The organism is Bacillus sp. TH22 (assembly GCF_016651015.1).
GTDB classification, from domain to species: domain Bacteria; phylum Bacillota; class Bacilli; order Bacillales; family Bacillaceae_G; genus Bacillus_A; species Bacillus_A mycoides.
Genome location: NZ_JAEKER010000001.1, coordinates 1,403,116 through 1,423,364 on the forward strand (window position 1 = coordinate 1,403,116; position 20,249 = coordinate 1,423,364).

A 20,249-nucleotide genomic window follows, 5' to 3' on the forward strand; every position below is an offset into this window, starting at 1 on the left:
CCCGATTGGTTCAACTAATAATCAGTGGGGGATGCCCCCCACTGATTAAAGTTTCACTTTATCTCAATATTTCATTCGCTTCTTTTTCATAAATTTTATCAAACGAAGTCATGATGCGCTGCGATGCTTGAATCATTTTTTGATTCGTCATTAAATCTGCCATCTCTTTCGTCATATCTACATTTGAATTTTCTAGCATATGATTTTTCACAATCCCTGTTCCATTCGGTAAATCAGCGATGTTACCTTCTGCTAGTGTAAAACTTTTATTTTCTCGTTGCACAAGGCGAGCGTTCGTTTCTGCATCGACTGTTTTCGTTTGCAATTGTGCAATTACTATTCTCTTAATATCTGGTTTTTGCAGCGTTCCTTCGTTAATTTCTCTATAAATTTCTCCATTATTAGATACGAAGAAATCTACATTTTCTGGAATACGAATACGTTCATTATTTACATCCATAACATAAGCACCTGAAGATGTTTGTAAATAACGGTCACTATTTAATGTAAAACTACCGTCTCTCGTTAAAAATGTTTCATCATTTTTAGATGTAACGAAAAATGATGATGTGCCAGCCGCACCGTCGTCTAAAAAGAAATCTGTAGCACTATTTGTCATTTGTACATTTCCTTGTACTAAGTTCACATGCGTCGCAGCTGGTACGACAGCGTAATCGACCGAACCGATATTTGTCGCCGATCCGTCTCCGCGGCGATATGTGTCTTGCACATCAAATACTTTAGACGTCATGTTTTCTGCTTTAAATCCTGTCGTTTGGGCATTTGCGACGTTATTCGAATGAACATTAATATGCTGCATGTAATTCATCATACCCATAGAACCTATATAAAGACCGTTCATACTCATTTGAATAAGGCAAGCGCCTTATTCTTCACCTCTTTTCTTACGATGTTTGTAACATTTGTTTTGCTAAATGTTCAGCTGTAGCGATATGTATATGTTGCTTCACGTCTTGTCCGTCTGTCATTAATACAATTGGAGCTGATGATACTGCTGGAATTTTCAACAATTCACCACTACTTGCTGTTTCATCAAATTTCGTAAACACGATACCATCAATATGAATATCTTTAAAGTTCGTAATGATTTCAATCATGTCTTTACTTTTCATAGAAGCTGATAACGTTAAACAAATATAATCTGGCTCTACTTGCCCCATCGTCTCAATCATTTCTTCAACCGTTTCTGACGTACGATAATTTTTTCCGGCTGTATCTATTAAAATATAATCGACGCGCGCTTCTTCTTTAAAATAAGTAAGCGCGCGTGCCATTGCGGCTTCATCCCGCACAGCGATAACTTCTGATCCAATTGTTTTCACGTAATCTTGCAGTTGCTGTACCGTTCCGATGCGAGAGTGATCTGTTGTAATAAAACCAACCGTTTTTTTCTTACCGTGAAACTGCCATGCCATTTTCGCAAGTGTCGTCGTTTTTCCAACGCCAGTTGGACCGATTAATGCAATTGTTTGTACCTCTTTTTCAAATACGTTTTCAGTATTGAAATGAGATCTCATATCTTCCAATATGTATCCGATGACTTCTTCTTCTGTAATCATCGTTGCATTCTCAAACTTCACTTTTAATTTTTCAGCATATGCATGAATGAAATATTGTTCCACATCGTTTTGTTCTAACATCCGAATTACTTTTTGAATAATAAATGGTACAGATTCCTGTTTTTCTTTTTTTATAACTACTTCTTCTTTCTTTACAGGAATAGCTTGTTTCACAACAGGCTGTTTTTTAGCTACTTTCGTCTCTTCTGTATGTTTCACAACGACAATACCTTTTTCAAACAGTTGTAATAGTTTCTCTTTTTTTCTTGCCCATTCTTCACTATTTCCTGTTTGCATCGCTGCGTACGACATAGAAGTCGTTACGTTTTCTAAATTGTGCAAGACTGATTGAATTCCATTCACCTTCACGATTTCTTCTGAAGGTTCACCTACAACATCCATTAATTGCTCATGAAATTGAGTTGTTCCTTCGCTATTTTCAGCCTGTTGATCTTCAGGAAAAGCGACTAACATTTCATAATTCTTTTTCCAAAAAAACGGAATGTTTCGTTTTACACTTTCATCGACAACGTAGTAATAATCTGTACCATATTGGTCAAATAACTTTCGATACAATTCATTTTTCGAAGCTGCTTTTATTCGCATTAACGCTTCTTTTTTTTCTGTACTTTCCATTACTTCACCTCCTACTATTCAATATAAGCAATTTGATCTACAACAATTTCTGGTGCCAATTCACTAATACATAATACTTTAGCTTCTATTTGATAACGTTCAAGAAGTCTCACAATCGCAAACCTGAAATCTTTTCTACGCGTTAATAATACTGGCTCTCGTCCCATTAAACGAGCTTGTTTGAAAACGCGCTGTACTTGTTCTACTACACGCGTTTCTAAATCTAAATCCCAGTTTAATAAATAACCTTGGTATGAATTATTAACAACATCTGCATCTAACTCAAGCGAATCAGCGAAAAGTGCTGCATAAATTTTCCCATCAGGATTTTTCGCACTCTCACAAATAACTTTTGAAATACATTCACGTACAAATGCAGTGACACCATCAACATGGTTTTGATAAATTTCTTTCCCGTCAATAATACCTTCAATAATCGTTGGTAAATCACGGATTGAAATTCCTTCTTTCAGCAGTTGTTTAATAACATTTTGAACGAGTGATAAATCAATTTCTTTCTTTTTAATTTCTTCTAATAAAACGCCATTATCAGTTTCAAGCGAGTGAATCAAGTCTTTCACATGTTGACGCTGAATTAACTCATGAAGGTTACGTCTAACGACAACATCTAAATGCGTAATTAAAATGCTAAGCGGCTCTAACACTTGATAGCCCTTCATTTGTGCATCTTGTACCATATGCTCCAAAATCCAATATCCATCTTCACCAAAAATTGGATCTTTCGCTGGTTCTGCATCTAAATCAGCCATTACGTTCGGTGTTTTCAGTGCTAGTAAATAACCTGATTTTAAAACACCTTCAGCAGCTTTCGCACCTTTAATACGAATAATGTAACGTCCGCGCGGTCTAAAACTCGTATTATCTTTAAAGTTAATTCCAGGAACGTTAATACCAAGGTCGGTAATAATTGATTTCCTCATTAGAACAACTTTATCACGAGCTGTTTCCCCGTTAATTTTCTGCTTTACAAGTGCCGCTAAATCTAAACCGAGCTCTACAATAATTGGATATTTATCTGTAAAGACTCCGAATGAATCTTCCACTTGTTGCAGTTGCTCTTCATCGCCTTGAATCATTTCTAATTCTTTTTGAAGCTCGTCTTCTTTTTCTTTCTTTATTCGCTTTTTATTACGAACTCCTAAGAAAATAATCGTGCCTCCAACGAGAGCAAATGGTAAAAATGGTAGCGGTGTAAAAACACCCATTGCGATAAATAAACCACCGAGTGCATATACAACAACTTCATGCGCTAATAACTCTTTAAAGATTCCTTCAGTTACTGTATCTGCTGAACCGTCAAATACACGCGTTACGATAATACCTGTTGAAATCGCAAGCATTAACGAACCGATTTGGTTTACAATTCCGTCACCGACAGTTAACTGTGTATAGTGAATAGCCGCATCTGCAAAGCTCATTCCTTGCTGCATTATACCAACAATTAAGCCGAAAATAATGTTTACAAATAAAATGACAATCCCGAAAATAACGTCCCCTTTAATGAACTTTCCGGCACCATCCATCGCTCCGTAAAACTCTGTTTCCATATTTAATTTTTTTCGTTTCGCCTGTGCATCTTTTTCTGTAATAAGACGCTGATTCAAGTCAGCATCGATAGACATTTGTTTCCCTGGTAAAGAATCAAGTGTAAAACGAGCTGCTACTTCAGCTGTACGAGACGCACCGTTTGCAACGATAAACTGGAATATGATTAATACTATAAAAATAACGATACCAATTAATAAGTTTCCGCCAATTACGAACTGGCCGAACTCTTCAATAACATGACCCGCATTTCCGTCTGTTAAAATCGCTCGCGTCGTCGAAACGTTAATCGATACGCGGAAAATCCCGATTAATAACAACATCGTCGGAAATGACTTTAATTCATCCCACTCGTTAATACTTGTAGCTCGCATATAAATAAGCACTGACATACTTAGTAGAAAAACGATAACGATATCAAGTATAAATGGTGGAAGTGGAATTAAGAGCGCCACAACGAATGACGCTGCTAAAAAGATAGAAAAATAGGTTCTTGCAGAATCCATCTTAAACAAAGAGATCCCCTCCAAACGCGCTATTATACTTCAAGTTCTTTCGTTTGAATTAAATAGCGCATAACTTCAATTACAGCTACATATAAATCTTCTGGAATCGTCTCATCTTCCTCGACTTGATAATATAAAGAACGAGCGAGCGGACGGTTCTCTACCATTGGTATTTCTTGTTCACGGGCAAGCGTTCGTATATATAATGCGAGCTCATCTTCCCCTTTTGCAACGACAATTGGCGCCGCATCAATTTGTTTATTGTAACGAAGCACAACTGAAATGTGCGTCGGGTTGTTCACAATAAACGTTGCGCCATCCATCTTCTTCGCGATTGTCCCTTGCAAGATGGCATGCATAAAGTTTTTTCGTTTCCCCTTTACTTGCGGGTCCCCTTCATTATCTTTATGCTCCCTTTTCACTTCTTCTTTTTTCATCTTAATATCTTGTTCGTACTCCCATTTTTGATAAATGAAATCAATAATTGAAAGAATGATTAAAATAATTAAAATGGCTAGAAAGATAAATTTAATTTGGCTAATAATTTCAGTAAGTGACGCTGTCCAGTTAAATCCAATCATACTAACAATCTTCTCTAAATTCTTTTTAAAGAGAACGTAAGAAACGTAACCGATTAATCCCATATAAAATAGTGATTTCAAAATATCTACTAAACTTTTACGACTAAACAATCTCGTAAAATAGTTTTTCGGATTAATACGTGATGCTTTCGGCTTAAGTACTTTAGAAGAAAATAAGAAACCAACTTGAATCATATAATTGAACAAATGAAAAGCATATACAAGTATTAATATAGGAGCCGATACTTTCAGAAGTAATATGCCCATTAAATAAAAATACTCGGTCGAATCTGTATTTTTTCCAATTTGATCAAACAGTACCGCTACGGAATGTGCGATCTCATAACCGAGCCAATCTCCGAAAAAGTAAACGACAACTGCTAATACAAGAATGGAAAATAAATTATTTAAATCTTTACTCCGGGCGATATTCCCTTCTTCACGCGATTTTTTACGCTTCTGCGGGGTGGCCTTTTCTGTTTTATTATCCTTTGCCATGCGCGTCCCCCTACTTCGTTAAGAAAAAGTTAAATAGTTTCGTATACTCTTCCAGTAATACGTCTGTCATATTTTTAAACACATAACCGAGCATCGGTACACTCATCGCAATAAACAAAATACCACACGTTATTTTAATTACGTACGCATTCATAAAAACGTTTAATTGCGGTGCATTTTTTGCGATTAAAATAAGGACGAAATTAATAATGAATAGACTGCCCATAAGTGGCAAAGCAATTTCAACCGCTGATGTAATTGCAAATAATAACGTTGCGAGTAGACTATCTAAAAAACTAGTCGTCAACAATTTTGAAATCGCCTCTGTATATTGAAACGACTTTAAAATCGTGGCAACGAAATAGTTAATGCCGCCAAGTGAAATAAAAATAATAAGAAAAAATATATCAAAAATTGTTGATAGCAAAGTGGACTGTGACCCTGCATTTACATCAAATAAACTCGCCTGTGATAAACCGATATCAAAGTCTAAAATATGCCCTGCCATTTTCGGAATGTTCCACAGCATCTCTACAATTTTTGAAAGTGATAACCCAATTACAATTTGCGTTCCTGCATAAGCTGCTACATCCCAAACTGTCTTTATGTGAGAGACATCCACTTGATCTGCCACTGTAATCGAAAGAGCGAGTCCAAATGTAACCTTTGCCATCGCCGGAATTGATCGGCCTGAGAAAAACGGTAGAAAATATAAAAATGAAGTAATGCGACAAAACGCAAAAAACGTCGCCGCCCATAATTCCATATTCATTTCAGTTCACCTATCTTAGTACGAACGCAATAGCGATGGGATTTTATCAAATAAATCTAAAATAAGCATCGTTAACTCTTGAAACATCCACGGACCTAAAATGATAATAACGAGCACAATACTCGCCATTTTCGGTAAAAACGTCAACGTTTGCTCTTGAATTTGCATCATCGCCATAATAACGGCGATAATAATAACGACAATCATACTCACAACGGCAATCGGCATTAAAATCATAACCCCTTTATAAAAAAAGGTTTGGAAAATATCTATAATTGGTGACGTATTCATTTATATGACTCCTATCACATAGCATCAAACGCTTCAGGCGACCGTTTTAAACATAATATCGACGATTTTTGTATATCCACCTAAATATACGAAAACAAGTATTTTAAATGGTAAACTTAAAATCATCGGCGGTACCATCATCATCCCAAGGTACATTAAAAGTGTACTAATAATTAAATCAATAAAGACAAACGCTAAATAAATGAACATCCCTGTAAGTAAACCTTTTTGAATTTGCGTTAACGTAAAGGATGGCACAAGCGTAAACAATGAAAGATCCTTTAAATCTTTCGGCAACTCTTCTCCACGCACTTTCAGCATCATTTTCAAATCATGCTTATACGTATGCTTCGACATATAATCTTTCATAATCGGAGCTGTCGTCTCCGCAGCTTGACTTACTGTTATTTTTTCTTTCGTCATCGGGTCCCACACATCACTCTTTAACTGACCGAGTACTGGTTGCATCGTAAATAGTGATAAAAATAAAGCGAGCCCAACAAGCACTTGGTTTGGTGGTAAATTCATAACCCCAAGCCCTTGACGAGTAATCCCAAGAACGATCATAAAATAAGTAAAATGCGTAAATAAAAGAACGATAGAAGAAGATAATGATAGAAGGGTAACGAGTGCGAATAGTTGTACACTTGAATTACTCGTAAACTCTTTTCCATTTTCGAAATTAATAAAACCGTTCGAGGCTGCATACGCTGGATTTACAAAAACAATTGAAAAAACAATAGAAAATACGAAAATAACGGCAAATAACGATAACTGTTTCTTTATTCTCATGATGGATCCTCTACTTTTTTCGTTTCACTCTTCACCGCGTCTTCTAGCGCTTGTTGAAACTGATTTCCTGTTCCTGTTAATTGCACAGATTGTACACCGTTATTACTTATAACAGTAAACACTTGCTTCCCGTCCACTTCAAATAAAAAGGCGCTCGTTTGATGATTTAAATAAACACCGTCTTTCACTTGAATATGGCCGTTTTCACCTTGCTTAAAAAACTGCTGTTTGCGCGTCTTTTTCGTCATATAATATGCACCATAGCCGAGCGCACCAAACAGTAAAACGACTTGAAATAAGGTCGTCATATACGACATATGACTCCTCCTCTACTCTTTATCCTGCATTTGATTTTGCGCCTTCATAAGCGCCGCGTGTTTCTTGTCAGCTTCAATTTCAGAAATAATAATGCCAAACTTCTCGTCCATTACTATTGCCTCACCAATACCGACTTTCATATCACTTAAATATACATCTACTTTATGTCCTAAATTTTTCTCTACTTCAAGAACATCGCCAACTTTTAATTGTTTCACATCGCCAAGCTGAATCGATGACTTCCCAAGCTTTACACCAAGTTCAATCGAAATATCCGAAACGGTATCAATATGCGCTTTACCCGCTTCATTTCGCTTCCCTGCAAATTCTTCTAATCCCATTAATGACACAGGAGATACTTCATGCTTCATATGGATCCTCCTACTCTATAAAACTTTTAAATAGGAGCGCCTTACGCGTTCCATCTTTCCCGATAAAACAATTAAATTTATGTTTTCCATCTACATAACCACGCAATTGGTCTGAAACCTTTGTATGAAGCGGAATAATATCGCCTTCTTCAACTTTCTCAATCTCACCAATCGTCATCTTTTGCTCACCAATCGCAACGTGAACAGGTTTGTACACTTGATTTACTTTCACTTCTACTTCAGACGTATACTTTTTACGCTTATCCGAAGAATGTTCGACAATATTTTCAGACGTTAACTTATCCATAATTTCTTCAACAGATAAGAACGGAATTCCAATACGAACCGTCGTATTCCAAAACTCTGTTTTCATATTTACGTTCAGTAATGAAATAATATCGCTCGCTGTCGTAATCTTTAGCGCATTCGGATCTGTCTCCGTCGTTACAAACTTCGGTTCAATCGCAACAACGCTTTCAAATGATTGCTCTAAATTTTTACAAAGAAGCAAGAATATATTATCAAGCGTTAAAAACTCAAACGCCGTTAGCGGTCTGCGCATCGTAAAGTTACGCTTACTATCTCCGCCAAGCCAGCATTCATGAATATAAATGACGAACGCTAAATCAATCTCAATAACAATTTCTCCAAGCTCTGGTAAACCTAGATCTATCACGCAATATAAATAATAATCTTTCGGCATTTTCTCTACATACTCACTTGTAAATGGAACTTGCTCAACGGCCGAGGGCTCGAGTTCAATTGGAATACGCATACGCGCTGACAACGTCTGCGACGTCTGCTTTCCAAACGTAGACGCAATTGCCTGCAAACTACGTAAATGCTCAACACCAAACTTCTCCGGTCTATTAAAATCATACTCTTGAAATTTATCTTGCTTCCCTGCTTCTTGTGCGAAAGCTGGCATTTCTTCGCCTTCATTTACCGCCTTCAGCAGGGCATCAATTTGCTCTTGGCTTAATTTTTCGCCACTCATGACAATCCCCTTCCCTACCTTTTCAATTCAACGATTTCAACGTACATTTTCCCATTCTTCGTCAAAATCTTTCCGGTTCCAATCTCTTCATTCTCAAGCATAAGACGCACCGTATTTTTCGTTGAATTTTCAAGACGATACAATGTACCTTTCGTAATATGAAGCAGATCTTCAATTTTCTTTTTCGTATTTCCGATTTCAAAATAAATTGTTAACGGAATATCATCTTGTAATTTCAAATCTAGCCAACTCCCATATCATGTTCACGAAAATTTCATGTTCTCTCTATATATGAAATTTCTTATTTTGAAACGTCGATATTTAATATTTTTTTAATATATCCTTGCGTTTCTTTAAATGGCGGTACGCCTCCGTACTTTCTCACATTACCAGGGCCAGCATTATAAGAAGCAAGCGCCAATACGAGATCACCGTTATTTTTCTTTAAATAACCGCTTAACTCTTTCACACCGCCTTCAATACTTTCAGCTGGTGAGAATGGATTTTTTATACCCATCTCTTTCACATTCGCTGGCATAAGCTGCATGAGCCCCATCGCCCCTGCATGTGACACCGTTTTCGGATTAAAATTAGACTCTACTTCAATCATTTTTTGAATTAACGTTTTCGGAATTCCATATGTATTACTTACGCGATCAATAATATCCTCATACTTACCTTCATTTGAAGAACGTATTTTCTGAATATTATATTTATTCGTTAATCCCCACGTATCAGCAGGCTCATTTTTCGTTTCTGAGAAACGTCGCTCAAACTCTTTTTGTGCAACTTGCACTTCATCTACTTTCTTCGTTTCAGCTTTTTCCTCAGGCTTACTCGCTTCCTCTACTTTATTAATAGATTCTTCTGGTTTATTAAAAACCGTTTCTATTTTCGTAGATTGTACCGGCTGACTCATATCTTCTACTTTTGCCGTTTGCGGAGTAACCTTCGCCTCTTTTACAGGTTCACTCTGCAATTGATCTTGAAAACGACTACTAACGAACGCCTGCGGACTACTTAACTTTTGCTGCATTTGTCCTTTTTTATATGCAAGAACTTCTTTTACTATATTTCCAATTACCATAATATCACCTTTTCGGTAAACAAAGATAATCTAATATTAGAGTTTTTTAAAAAAGTTTGCAATAATCCTTTTAATAATATTTTAATAAAAAAATGAATATATTGTTAAACTGTTATTTTTTTATATTTATTAATTCGAATTTTTAGTTGACACCCGTTATAGCAAGGCTTACAATAAATCTCGAAATCGATTTTTTCGCATATTACCGTTTTTCGATTTGCAGAAAAGTCAATATAAAAAAATGGGGGTTCTTAACATGAGAATTAATACAAACATTAATAGTTTACGTACGCAAGAATACATGCGTCAAAACCAAGCAAAAATGAGCAATTCTATGGACCGTTTATCAAGCGGTAAACGTATCAACAACGCTTCTGACGATGCAGCAGGTCTTGCAATCGCAACTCGTATGCGTGCTCGTGAAAGCGGTCTTAACGTAGCTGCTAACAACACACAAGATGGTATGTCATTAATCCGTACAGCTGACTCAGCTTTAGGATCTGTATCTAACATCTTACTTCGTATGCGTGACCTTGCAAACCAATCTGCAAACGGCACAAATACATCTGATAACCAAGCTGCAATGCAAAAAGAATTTGCAGAACTACAAAAGCAAATTACTTACATTTCAGAGAACACACAATTCAATGATAAAAACTTATTACAGTCTGATTCATCTATTGACATTCAAACATTAGACTCTTCAGATGGTAATCAACAAATCGGTATTAACTTAAAATCAGCTTCTTTAAAATCTCTTGGAATTGACCAATTAGCGATTGGTGCTTCTGCTAACCCACTTGCAAAAGCTACTGTTGATGCAAGTGAAGCTGTTGATAAAGCTACTGCGCTAACTACATCATTTAAAGCATCAGTTATTGCGATTGGTGACGGAGCAGCTGGTCCTGATAAAGCTGCTGCTACGCTAGCAAAAGCTTATATTACCGCTGCTAATGCAGGAGATAAAACTACTGCTAAAGACGCTATTACAAACACTGTTGATCCTAATGATAAAGCTAAAGCCCTAGAATTAATTAACAAATTCGATGCATTAGAAGCTTCAGAAAACGGTAAAAAAGCTGAACTTACTCTAGCTACAGTAGCTTCTGACCAAGATGTAAAAGCTGCTAAATTAGTTACAGATTATAAACAAGCTAAAACCAACCTAGATACACCGGCTAAAGATTACCTTGCTGCTAAAGCTGTTTATGAAGCAGATACAAGTAATGCTGTTAACAAACAAAAATTAGAAGATGCTAAAGGAGTAATGGAGAATACAGTAGGTTCTAAAGATTTAGTTTCTAAATTTGAAACTGCTAAAGCTGCTGCTACAAATGGTACTCCATTAGATGCGGTAAGTAAAATTGATGCTGCATTAAAAACAGTTGCTGACAACCGTGCAACTCTAGGTGCTACATTAAACCGTCTTGACTTTAACGTAAACAACCTTAAGAGCCAATCTGCTAGCATGGCTTCAGCTGCTTCTCAAATCGAAGACGCTGACATGGCGAAAGAAATGTCTGAAATGACTAAGTTCAAAATCTTGAACGAAGCTGGTATCAGCATGCTTTCTCAAGCAAACCAAACTCCACAAATGGTTTCTAAATTATTACAATAAGCCATTTGAGTTAGTTTCATGAATGAACCTCTCTGCTTGCGGAGAGGTTCATTTTTTCTATATAAATAGATTAAAAGCTTTCTTTTCAGCCTGGAGAGAAGCTCCATCCGTATTTAGAAGCGGTCAGTGCCTATTCCTACCCCATCCCATGTTAAATGAGCATAAGTCCCTTTTTCTTTTCATAGCCGTTTATTAGCTTTAAGACCCTATATGAATCTATAAGGAGTGTCTATTATGCGTATTGGTACGAATGTTTTAAGTATGAATGAGAGGCAGTCGTTGTATGAGAATGAGAGGCGTATGAATGTTGCGATGGAGCATTTGGCGACTGGTAAGAAGTTGAATGATGCTTCTGATAATCCCGCTAATATTGCGATTGTGACTCGTATGCATGCGAGAGAAAGTGGTATGCGTGTGGCAATTCGTAATAATGAGGATGCGATATCGATGCTTCGTACAGCCGAAGCTGCCCTTCAAACTGTTACAAATATTTTGCAACGTATGCGTGATTTAGCTATTCAATCTGCAAGTGGTACAAATTCAAATACAAACCGTAATTCGCTGAATAAAGAGTTTCAATCTTTAACTGAACAAATTAGCTATATCGGTGAGACAACTCAGTTTAATGATTTATCTGTATTTGACGGACAAAACCGTCCTATTACGTTAGATGATATCGGTCATACAGTAGATATCACGAAATATATTCCCCCTTCCCCTACACAACATGACATCAAGATTTCAACAGAACAAGAAGCAAGAGTGGCGATTCGTAAAATTGGAGATGCTTTACAAAATGTATCACTTCATCGTGCTGATCTTGGCGCTATGATAAATCGTTTGCAATTTAATATGGAGAATTTAAATAGTCAAAGTACAGCGTTAACCGATGCTGCTTCTCGAATTGAAGATGCAGATATGGCGCAAGAGATGAGTGATTTTTTAAAGTTTAAATTGTTAACTGAAGTTGCACTTAGTATGGTTTCACAAGTTAATCAAATTCCGCAAATGGTTTCGAAGTTACTGCAATCTTAAATATAACCTTTAAAACTATTGAAATAACTCCATTAAAAATAAAAAGTGGGATACATACGTGCTATGTATCCCACTTTTTATATCAGCCTATCCTTTATAAATAATATCCTCAGCTAAAGAAGTAAAAATCTCCCCAACGAGTGAATCTTCATCATACACACATGAGCCCTTATTTTCTTCACGTTTTGCAAAAGGTATTTGGACGATTACTTCTGTTTGCAGTTGTTCTGCTAACATTTCACCACCGCCTTTTCCGAAGAGATAGTTTCTTGAGCCATCTTGTTCTTCGTAATATGCCATATTTTCAACAATACCTAAAATATCGTGTTTCGTATGTTTTGCCATTACTCCTACTCTAGACGCGACAAATGAAGCTACACTATGAGGAGTTGTAACGATTATTTCCTTCGCTTGTGGAATCATTGCAGCCACATCTATCGCAACGTCTCCTGTTCCAGGTGGTAAATCAAGAAGTAGATAGTCTAATTCTCCCCAGTGCGTGTTCGCAAGGAAGTTTTGAATCCATTTGTTTAACATTGGTCCTCGCCACATTACTGGGTTATTACCATCTGTGAAGAATCCCATCGACATAATTTTAACACCGTGACTAACGACTGGAATTGCCGTTTGATCGATCATCGTTGGCTTTTCTTTCGTTTCCATCATCGCTGGGATACTAAATCCATATATATCTGCATCTAAAATCCCAACCTTTTTGCCCATACGAGCTAAAGCAGTAGCAAGGTTACTCGTCACAGTTGATTTTCCAACTCCGCCTTTTCCGCTTGTTATAGTAATAAAACGCACCCCTGAATCAGATCGAAGCATACTAGGCATACCTGTTTCTGTTCTAGCCTCTTTCTTTAAAGATGCTGTTAATGCTGCTCGTTCTTCTGTTGTCATAGAACCGAATGTTAAAGAAACTTTTGATGCCCCAATATTTCGAAGAGATTCTTCAATATCTTGTTGAATTTTTGCTTTCAACGGACAACCTTGTATCGTTAAAACTACTTCTAGCCCAACTTCTGTACCATCTATTTTTATATTTCTAACCATATTTAGTTCCACAATACTTTTGTGTAACTCTGGATCTTCGACATGGCTTAACGCGTTCATAATCTGTTCGTGAGTAATCATCATACACATTCCTTCCATTGTAATTATTTTACCTAGTGAAAAAAGTCTCCGCTTTTCCCACCCGTTTTTTGTACTAAATACGTTTCTTTCATGACTATCGTTTTATCAACTGCTTTACACATATCGTAAAACGTAAGGGCGGCGATTGATACAGCAGTTAATGCTTCCATTTCTACACCTGTTTTCCCACTACATTTTACTGTAGCTCGTATGATTAATTCATAGCCATCAGTTTTCTTTTCATAATGAAACGTAAAGTCTGTTCCTTGGATTAATATCGGATGACACATCGGAATTATATCCGCTGTTTTTTTAGCACCGATTATGCCAGCAACTTGCGCAACTTGGAGCGGGTCTCCTTTTTTCAATCCACCACTTTGAATTTCCTCAAATAGTTCATTTGATAAAGAAATCGTACTTTGCGCAACAGCTGTGCGTGTTGAAATATCCTTTTGAGAGATATCAACCATTTTGGCTCTGCCCTCTTCATTCCAGTGCGAAAATTCACTCATAATGATCCTCCTTAATTTATAAAAGATGCGGTATTCAAATAAGAAGAATTAACCTCCACTTACAGGCGGGATAAACGCGACGGTATCTCCAGGTTTTACAACATCTTCGTCCGTTACAAATTCTTCATTGATTGCTGCCATAACTTTATCTAGCGTCTGTAATTGATAGTTATCTTTCAGCCATTTTTTCAATTGATGAACATTTATCTCTCTTTTTTCTATTATGGCTAATCTCTCTGAGCCAACTTCTTCTCGTAAATTTGCAAACAGTAAAATTGTAATCATTCTCTCATTCTTCTTTCTTTGGTTTTCCTTCTGGATATGGAGTATTTTCAAGTTGATCTCCAATCCACTCTGTTCCATCTTCCCAAAATTCTTTTTTCCAAATTGGGACGATTCTCTTTATACGTTCAATTGCGTATTCATTCGCTTCGTACGCTACTTTACGATGTGGTGATGATACTGCAATGACAACGGCAATATCCATTATTTCTAGTCGTCCTACTCGGTGCGTGATTGCTATTTTCGCATCCGGCCACTGTTTCTTAATTTCTTCTCCAATTTCAGTAAGCTTTTTTACCGCCATCGGTTTATATGCTTCATACTCAAGATGTAACGTTCGTTTTCCTTTCGTTAATTCTCTAACCGTTCCAATAAAAGTTGTAATGGCTCCTGCTTCTCTTCTTGCTACTTTATTCGTTACTTCTTCAACTACAATCGGATTATCGACAATTTCAAATCTTGCTTGTCCCATCAAAACCTCTCCCCACTTTACGGAATGTCCAAGGCCATTCACTACCTTCGTTATCTTCTAATAAAAGAATGTCTACAAACATCCCTTTCTTATATCCTCTCGTTCCGCCCTGTAGGACGATAAAAATGTTTGATTCTGCTAATGAAGAAACGGAACTAGATTTATCAAATCCTGATGGATAAGCGATTAGTTGTCCTTCGTTATACTGAAGCTTACCTCGTACAAACCTTGTAAATGGATTAGGTTTTAGAAAGTCTTCTCCGAGCATTGCTTTTTCTCGTTTTACATGTGGTTTTTCGCTAAACATATACGCACGAATGCTAGGTTTTACGAATAATTCAAAACCTACATAGCAAGCAGATGGATTACCTGATAATCCAAATAATAATTTTCCGTTTAATTGCGCTACAGTCGTGACGCTACCCGGCCGCATGGCTACTTTATTAAAAAGAACTGATGCGCCTAACCTTTCGTATATAGCTGGCAAATAGTCATAGTCGCCTACCGAAACACCACCAGTTGTAATTAACATGTCAACTTCGCTTAACGCTCTTTTCACTGCTTCGTAGCACGTATTAAAATCGTCACTAAACTTCCCGAAGTATTTTACTCTTCCACCTGCTCTTCGAATTTGAGACGATATCATATACGTATTACTATTTCGGATTTTCCCAGGTTGTAGTTCTTCATTTACATCGAGAAGTTCACTCCCAGTCGCTAATAGTCCAATTATGGGCTTTTTCGCTACTGGAACTTCGCTATAACCGAATGTAGCAAGAAGAGCTGAAATACCTGGATTAATGTAACTACCTCTTTTTGCGAGAACGGTTCCTTTACGTGCGTCTTCACCTTGAAAGGATATATTGTCCCCTTCTTTAAATGAGCGTCTCACTTCCATATAGCTTTTTCCGATATTGTTATATTGACGATGACGAGTCAGTTCTAGCATGACGACCGCGTTACATCCTTTCGGAATTTGTGCCCCTGTCATAATTCGAACTGCTTGAAGCGCTCCTACTTCTGTAGGAAATACGGAACCTGCTCCAATTTCACCAATTACTTCAAATACGATCGGATTCTCACGACTTGCTCGCGAAGTATCTTCTGCCCTAATAGCAAATCCATCATATGGCGAGCGATTGAAAGAAGGCACATCGTGATCCGCCACTAAATCTTCTGCTAACGTACGTCCGTATGCTAATTCCAGTGGTACTAGTTCTTTTACACCACAATTAGCAAATTCCATCACTTTACGAACAGCCTCTTCAACTGTAATCGGTACCCTTCTTTCCATCATTACCAATCCCTTTCTATTAGCCTAATAACCGATAGTATAGTTGTTTTGCTTTTTGAATTTCATTCATGCCATGAATGAATACACGACCATCATGAAAAATGACGATGCGATACTCTTCTAATTGGCAAGAGAGCAAATACGGATTCCGATCAACTTTCCCGTGATTCTTTAATACTTTTTCTAACTCATCAAAGTTGTAATGTCTATTATGCGCTGGTCTAATTTGAACTGTACTTCTTCCACATAACACAGCTGTCTTCGTTTGATTTTCGTATGATAAATAAGGATAAGTTCTATTTGTTCCGCACGAAGGACAGTCTTCCGTTTTGATTTTTCCTAGTTTGATAGAATGATATTGATTACTCCATATATCAAACATTAAAAAAGTTTTCCGAACTGCTTCATAGTCTTCTACTAAAATTTTGAATGCTTCTGCCACTTGGTACGCTGCAACGATTTGAACAGCTGGACTAATAATTCCAACTGTGTCACACGTCGCCCCTGTGACAGGAACACTTTTCAACACACAATGTAAGCACGGTGTTTTCTTCGGAATAATTGTATAGCTCATGCCATAACTTCCGACACAAGAACCGTAAATCCAAGGGATATTATGTTTTTGTGATATATCATTGATTACAAACCGAATATCGAAATTATCTGTGGCATCAATAATGACATCGACACCACCTAATAAAGCTTCCATATTATCTACTCTTGCATCCATTACTAGCGCTTGCATTTGCACGTCTGAATTAATTTGTTTGAGACGATTCTGCGCTGCGATTGCTTTTGGCAACTTTTCTATCGCATCTTGTTCAGCGTAAAGTTGTTGCCGCTGTAAATTGCTCCATTCTACGTAATCGCGATCAATAATCGTTAATTTCCCGATACCTGCACGTACAAACGCCTCTGCACTTGCACTTCCTAACGCACCTGCCCCTATTATTAATACATGCTTATTTCTAATCTTCTCTTGCCCTTCTTTTCCAATAGGAGTGAACAGCTGTTGTCGTGAATACCGCTCTATCATGAGGTGCCTTCCTTTCATATACTGTTATTTTTTCAATACATCTTCTTCGGTAGCACTTTGTTTCTGATAACAAGAAAAATAAGCGAATCCAACAAATCCAGCTCCGCCAATTACATTTCCGATAAAGACAGGCACAAAGTTTTTCGCAAGATCCATCCACGTAAGGTGACCCGCAAAAATCACGGCTGAAATGACAAACATATTTGCTACTACTTGCTGAAACCCAATTACGACAAACGCCATAATCGGAATCCAAATCCCAACAATCTTTCCGATTAAATCGTTCGTTCCGTATGCTAACCAAATTGCAAGGCAAACGAGCCAGTTACAGCCAATTGCCAAAATTAAAGTTCTCCCGAAAGATTCATGTAACTTATCTTGAGCTATCGCTATCGTTTTATTTAAATAGGCACCTTCAGTTAACCCGCCAAGATGACCGAAACAATACGCTACGAAAAGCGCACCTGCGAAGTTCGTTAAAGTGATCCACGTCCAATTGTTTAACACATGTTTCAATGAAATTTTCCGTGCATACAGTGCCATGGCCATCGACATCATGTTTCCCGTAATTAATTCTCCTCCTGCTAAAACAACGAGCATAAGTCCTATAGGAAAAACTGCTCCTCCTATAAAATTGACTAAACTTCCCCACTGCTCTGGTACATTACCTAGAACACGAATATTAAGTAAAAATCCTAACGAAATGAATGCTCCTCCTAAAAAACCAAGAATAAGCATCGCTGATAGCGGTTGCCTCACCTTTTGAACACCGGATTCAATCACAAGCGCAGCAATTTGTTCCGGTTTATGAAATGCCATAACCAATTCCTCCATTTTTCTCATCTAAAAAAAGCAGCACCAAAAACCCTTATCATCGTAAGGATTTTTGAATGCTGCTTAATCTCTCTGCATATCTCTTACAGAAATATCAATCATCATTTTTACTATACTCATAGAAAGTGTACAAAACTTGCACATTTCCCACTATTTACGTTAACAAAGAGAATCTACATTCTTAGTAGCTTCTCAGCCACCGATATGCGACATTTCAATTTTCGGCATTGCTTTTTTATTCGTATTGCTTAACCGTTCATCTGAATAACGGTCTGAACGATTATTCCAAATGTCACGAATAACATTAGTAATCTCCTCATCCGTATATCCAAAGCGAAGTAATTCTTTAAGATTGTTTCCTTTGGACGCAAACAAACATGTATACAATTTTCCTTCTGCTGAAATACGCGCTCTTGTACATGATGAACAGAACGAATCCGTTACAGATGAAATAATTCCTATTTCTTCATCACTACCGATATAGCGATAACGTGTCGCAACTTCACCAGGATAGTTCGCCTCAATACGTTCAAGCGGCATCACTTTATGAATCATCTCTACTATTTCTTGCTTAGAAACTACTTCGCCTAATTCCCAGCCGTTAAAATTTCCGACATCCATATATTCAATGAACCGAAGGATATGCTTATTCTCTTTAAAGTACTCTGCCATCTGAACGATGTCTTGTTCATTTTTCCCTTTTTGAACAACCATGTTCATTTTAATTTTCATTCCGGCTTCCGCTGCAGCCTGTATTCCCGCAAGAACCGTTTTTACTTTACTTCTATTCCCATTTAAATAAGAGAATCGTTCTTCATTTAACGAGTCTAAACTAACTGTCACACGAGATAAACCCGCCTTATATAAATCTGGAGCAAACTTTTTAAGTAATGATCCATTTGTCGTTAAACCAATATCCTCTACTCCTTCAATTTCGTTTAACCGCTGTATGAGTTCAGGTAAGTCTTTTCGAAGTAAAGGCTCTCCCCCGGTAATACGTAGCTTTCTTACACCTAAAGAAACGAAAATACGTGTAATCCTTTCAATTTCATCAAAAGATAAAATTTTATCATTAGACAAAAAAGAATAATCACGACCAAATATTTCTTCTGGCATACAATATCGACAGCGAAAATTACAGCGATCAGTAACAGAAATACGTAAATCCTTTAAAGGACGATCTAATTTGTCTAATGTAACAGATTTCATGATTATTGCCTCGTTTCTACTTATTTTATATTTATAATCCGCTCTGGATGCGTATATACATTTAAAGATTTATTACGAATGAAGCCTATTGTAGTAATCCCTAACTGCTCCGCTAGTTCTAACGCTAACTCAGTTGGAGCTGATTTTGACAATATTACTTCACAGCCAATTTTCGCAACTTTTAATAGAATTTCAGAAGAGATACGTCCACTAAAAACAATAATTTTATCACCAATCGAAATGTTATTTTTTAAACAATAGCCGTAAATTTTGTCTAAAGCGTTATGTCTTCCTATATCCATGCGGCTTAAAACAATTCCACTCACATTACATAAAGCTGCATTATGAACGCCGCCTGTATGTTGAAACGTAGACGCAGATTGCTGCATATCATTCATTAACCGAAAACAATCCTCGGCAGAGATCTGTACGCGAATATCATTCATTTCTTTCGCAGTCAGCGCATCGTTCGCAAAAACAAACCCTTGCCTACTCATTCCACAGCACGAAGTAATATAACGTTTGTTTTGTATGTCACGATAATAAGGATTGATTTTCGTCGTTTTTACATGTACATAGCCTTCTTTTTCTTGCATCCATATTTCATCAATATCTTCATACTTTCGGATAATGCCTTCAGAGGCTAAAAAGCCAATTACCATATCTTCAATATACTCTGGAGTACTAACCATTGTAACAAATTCCTGGCCGTTAATTTTAACCGTAACAGGAAACTCTGTTACAATGCTGTCCTCTATATGTTTAAATTCCCCTTGCTCATATTTAAAAATTTTCCGTTCCACCTGAATCGATTTCACGATGAGC

23 protein-coding genes are annotated in these 20,249 nt (G+C 37.0%); 2 read left to right on the forward strand and 21 right to left on the reverse strand.

Annotation, left to right across the window (positions count from 1 at the left end):
• Positions 1-58 precede the first annotated feature (58 nt).
• The 12 genes from JFU18_RS07010 to JFU18_RS07065 form a co-directional block, all read right to left on the reverse strand.
• Positions 59-862 carry a flagellar basal-body rod protein FlgG gene (locus JFU18_RS07010; RefSeq protein ID WP_085310248.1) on the reverse strand — a complete coding sequence of 268 codons (804 nt, stop codon included), beginning with the start codon at positions 860-862 and terminating at the stop codon, positions 59-61.
• Between the two features lie 43 nt (positions 863-905).
• Entirely contained in the window at positions 906-2,216 is a 1,311-nt protein-coding gene (gene flhF / locus JFU18_RS07015) for a flagellar biosynthesis GTPase FlhF (protein WP_201033591.1), read from the reverse strand.
• A gap of 14 nt (positions 2,217-2,230) precedes the next feature.
• Positions 2,231-4,297 (reverse strand): flagellar biosynthesis protein FlhA, encoded by a 2,067-nt coding sequence (gene flhA, locus JFU18_RS07020; protein WP_201033590.1) that lies wholly within the window; start codon positions 4,295-4,297, stop codon positions 2,231-2,233.
• 23 nt (positions 4,298-4,320) lie between these two features.
• A complete protein-coding gene (gene flhB, locus JFU18_RS07025; RefSeq protein ID WP_085310243.1) occupies positions 4,321-5,367 on the reverse strand; it encodes a flagellar type III secretion system protein FlhB in 1,047 nt (348 codons plus the stop codon).
• Between the two features lie 10 nt (positions 5,368-5,377).
• Complete coding sequence (locus JFU18_RS07030) at positions 5,378-6,139, reverse strand: flagellar biosynthetic protein FliR (RefSeq protein ID WP_001055697.1); 762 nt, start codon at positions 6,137-6,139, stop codon at positions 5,378-5,380.
• A 15-nt stretch (positions 6,140-6,154) separates the two neighbouring features.
• A complete protein-coding gene (locus JFU18_RS07035; RefSeq protein ID WP_002011993.1) occupies positions 6,155-6,430 on the reverse strand; it encodes a flagellar biosynthetic protein FliQ in 276 nt (91 codons plus the stop codon).
• 33 nt (positions 6,431-6,463) lie between these two features.
• The gene (locus JFU18_RS07040; protein ID WP_016092914.1) at positions 6,464-7,222 is read right to left on the reverse strand and encodes a flagellar type III secretion system pore protein FliP; all 759 of its coding nucleotides are present in this window, start codon (positions 7,220-7,222) and stop codon (positions 6,464-6,466) included.
• On the reverse strand, positions 7,219-7,539 hold the full coding sequence (locus JFU18_RS07045) for a hypothetical protein (protein ID WP_000121176.1): 321 nt from the start codon (positions 7,537-7,539) through the stop codon (positions 7,219-7,221). Before JFU18_RS07045 ends, JFU18_RS07040 begins: the two co-directional genes overlap by 4 nt.
• A 12-nt stretch (positions 7,540-7,551) precedes the next feature.
• Positions 7,552-7,911, reverse strand: a complete 360-nt coding sequence (fliN, locus tag JFU18_RS07050; RefSeq protein WP_002064660.1) for a flagellar motor switch protein FliN — start codon at positions 7,909-7,911, stop codon at positions 7,552-7,554.
• Between the two features lie 10 nt (positions 7,912-7,921).
• Positions 7,922-8,908 (reverse strand): flagellar motor switch protein FliM, encoded by a 987-nt coding sequence (fliM, locus tag JFU18_RS07055; protein ID WP_201034968.1) that lies wholly within the window; start codon positions 8,906-8,908, stop codon positions 7,922-7,924.
• Positions 8,909-8,922: 14 nt separating this feature from the next.
• A complete protein-coding gene (locus JFU18_RS07060) occupies positions 8,923-9,147 on the reverse strand; it encodes a flagellar motor switch protein FliN (RefSeq protein WP_000775712.1) in 225 nt (74 codons plus the stop codon).
• Between the two features lie 62 nt (positions 9,148-9,209).
• Positions 9,210-9,995, reverse strand: coding sequence for a lytic transglycosylase domain-containing protein (locus tag JFU18_RS07065; RefSeq protein WP_002168719.1), 786 nt, complete (start codon positions 9,993-9,995; stop codon positions 9,210-9,212).
• Positions 9,996-10,251: 256 nt separating this feature from the next.
• On the opposite strand from JFU18_RS07065, the gene JFU18_RS07070 reads away from it, so the two are divergent.
• Positions 10,252-11,613, forward strand: coding sequence for a flagellin N-terminal helical domain-containing protein (locus JFU18_RS07070; protein WP_144512480.1), 1,362 nt, complete (start codon positions 10,252-10,254; stop codon positions 11,611-11,613).
• Between the two features lie 234 nt (positions 11,614-11,847).
• Complete coding sequence (locus JFU18_RS07075) at positions 11,848-12,648, forward strand: flagellin N-terminal helical domain-containing protein (RefSeq protein WP_201034967.1); 801 nt, start codon at positions 11,848-11,850, stop codon at positions 12,646-12,648.
• Positions 12,649-12,735: 87 nt separating this feature from the next.
• Here the strand turns inward: JFU18_RS07075 and JFU18_RS07080 are convergent, their stop codons facing one another.
• From JFU18_RS07080 to fdhD, 9 genes are all read right to left on the reverse strand, one after another.
• A complete protein-coding gene (locus JFU18_RS07080) occupies positions 12,736-13,788 on the reverse strand; it encodes a P-loop NTPase (RefSeq protein WP_201034966.1) in 1,053 nt (350 codons plus the stop codon).
• A 29-nt stretch (positions 13,789-13,817) separates the two neighbouring features.
• A complete protein-coding gene (gene moaC / locus JFU18_RS07085; RefSeq protein ID WP_201034965.1) occupies positions 13,818-14,297 on the reverse strand; it encodes a cyclic pyranopterin monophosphate synthase MoaC in 480 nt (159 codons plus the stop codon).
• Positions 14,298-14,345: 48 nt separating this feature from the next.
• The gene (gene moaD, locus JFU18_RS07090; RefSeq protein ID WP_201034964.1) at positions 14,346-14,582 is read right to left on the reverse strand and encodes a molybdopterin converting factor subunit 1; all 237 of its coding nucleotides are present in this window, start codon (positions 14,580-14,582) and stop codon (positions 14,346-14,348) included.
• 4 nt (positions 14,583-14,586) lie between these two features.
• Positions 14,587-15,051 carry a molybdenum cofactor biosynthesis protein MoaE gene (locus JFU18_RS07095; RefSeq protein WP_201034963.1) on the reverse strand — a complete coding sequence of 155 codons (465 nt, stop codon included), beginning with the start codon at positions 15,049-15,051 and terminating at the stop codon, positions 14,587-14,589.
• Positions 15,032-16,345 (reverse strand): molybdopterin molybdotransferase MoeA, encoded by a 1,314-nt coding sequence (locus tag JFU18_RS07100; RefSeq protein ID WP_201034979.1) that lies wholly within the window; start codon positions 16,343-16,345, stop codon positions 15,032-15,034. Before JFU18_RS07100 ends, JFU18_RS07095 begins: the two co-directional genes overlap by 20 nt.
• Positions 16,346-16,364: 19 nt before the next feature.
• Positions 16,365-17,381 carry a molybdopterin-synthase adenylyltransferase MoeB gene (locus tag JFU18_RS07105; RefSeq protein ID WP_201034962.1) on the reverse strand — a complete coding sequence of 339 codons (1,017 nt, stop codon included), beginning with the start codon at positions 17,379-17,381 and terminating at the stop codon, positions 16,365-16,367.
• A 24-nt stretch (positions 17,382-17,405) separates the two neighbouring features.
• Positions 17,406-18,200, reverse strand: coding sequence for a formate channel (locus JFU18_RS07110; protein ID WP_151304690.1), 795 nt, complete (start codon positions 18,198-18,200; stop codon positions 17,406-17,408).
• A 207-nt stretch (positions 18,201-18,407) separates the two neighbouring features.
• Positions 18,408-19,424, reverse strand: coding sequence for a GTP 3',8-cyclase MoaA (gene moaA / locus JFU18_RS07115; RefSeq protein WP_201032858.1), 1,017 nt, complete (start codon positions 19,422-19,424; stop codon positions 18,408-18,410).
• Between the two features lie 20 nt (positions 19,425-19,444).
• The gene (gene fdhD / locus JFU18_RS07120; protein WP_201032856.1) at positions 19,445-20,242 is read right to left on the reverse strand and encodes a formate dehydrogenase accessory sulfurtransferase FdhD; all 798 of its coding nucleotides are present in this window, start codon (positions 20,240-20,242) and stop codon (positions 19,445-19,447) included.
• Between the last annotated feature and the right edge of the window lie 7 nt (positions 20,243-20,249).

Bases quoted from the DNA above. Each gene is read 5' to 3' on its own strand.
- JFU18_RS07010 (WP_085310248.1), bottom strand. From the start codon at position 862: ATGAACGGTCTTTATATAGGTTCTATGGGTATGATGAATTACATGCAG.
- flhF (WP_201033591.1), bottom strand. From the start codon at position 2,216: ATGGAAAGTACAGAAAAAAAAGAAGCGTTAATGCGAATAAAAGCAGCT.
- flhB (WP_085310243.1), bottom strand. From the start codon at position 5,367: ATGGCAAAGGATAATAAAACAGAAAAGGCCACCCCGCAGAAGCGTAAA.
- JFU18_RS07030 (WP_001055697.1), bottom strand. From the start codon at position 6,139: ATGAATATGGAATTATGGGCGGCGACGTTTTTTGCGTTTTGTCGCATT.
- JFU18_RS07035 (WP_002011993.1), bottom strand. From the start codon at position 6,430: ATGAATACGTCACCAATTATAGATATTTTCCAAACCTTTTTTTATAAA.
- JFU18_RS07040 (WP_016092914.1), bottom strand. From the start codon at position 7,222: ATGAGAATAAAGAAACAGTTATCGTTATTTGCCGTTATTTTCGTATTT.
- JFU18_RS07045 (WP_000121176.1), bottom strand. From the start codon at position 7,539: ATGTCGTATATGACGACCTTATTTCAAGTCGTTTTACTGTTTGGTGCG.
- fliN (WP_002064660.1), bottom strand. From the start codon at position 7,911: ATGAAGCATGAAGTATCTCCTGTGTCATTAATGGGATTAGAAGAATTT.
- fliM (WP_201034968.1), bottom strand. From the start codon at position 8,908: ATGAGTGGCGAAAAATTAAGCCAAGAGCAAATTGATGCCCTGCTGAAG.
- JFU18_RS07065 (WP_002168719.1), bottom strand. From the start codon at position 9,995: ATGGTAATTGGAAATATAGTAAAAGAAGTTCTTGCATATAAAAAAGGA.
- JFU18_RS07070 (WP_144512480.1), top strand. From the start codon at position 10,252: ATGAGAATTAATACAAACATTAATAGTTTACGTACGCAAGAATACATG.
- JFU18_RS07075 (WP_201034967.1), top strand. From the start codon at position 11,848: ATGCGTATTGGTACGAATGTTTTAAGTATGAATGAGAGGCAGTCGTTG.
- JFU18_RS07080 (WP_201034966.1), bottom strand. From the start codon at position 13,788: ATGATGATTACTCACGAACAGATTATGAACGCGTTAAGCCATGTCGAA.
- moaC (WP_201034965.1), bottom strand. From the start codon at position 14,297: ATGAGTGAATTTTCGCACTGGAATGAAGAGGGCAGAGCCAAAATGGTT.
- moaD (WP_201034964.1), bottom strand. From the start codon at position 14,582: ATGATTACAATTTTACTGTTTGCAAATTTACGAGAAGAAGTTGGCTCA.
- JFU18_RS07095 (WP_201034963.1), bottom strand. From the start codon at position 15,051: ATGGGACAAGCAAGATTTGAAATTGTCGATAATCCGATTGTAGTTGAA.
- JFU18_RS07100 (WP_201034979.1), bottom strand. From the start codon at position 16,345: ATGGAAAGAAGGGTACCGATTACAGTTGAAGAGGCTGTTCGTAAAGTG.
- JFU18_RS07105 (WP_201034962.1), bottom strand. From the start codon at position 17,381: ATGATAGAGCGGTATTCACGACAACAGCTGTTCACTCCTATTGGAAAA.
- JFU18_RS07110 (WP_151304690.1), bottom strand. From the start codon at position 18,200: ATGGCATTTCATAAACCGGAACAAATTGCTGCGCTTGTGATTGAATCC.
- moaA (WP_201032858.1), bottom strand. From the start codon at position 19,424: ATGAAATCTGTTACATTAGACAAATTAGATCGTCCTTTAAAGGATTTA.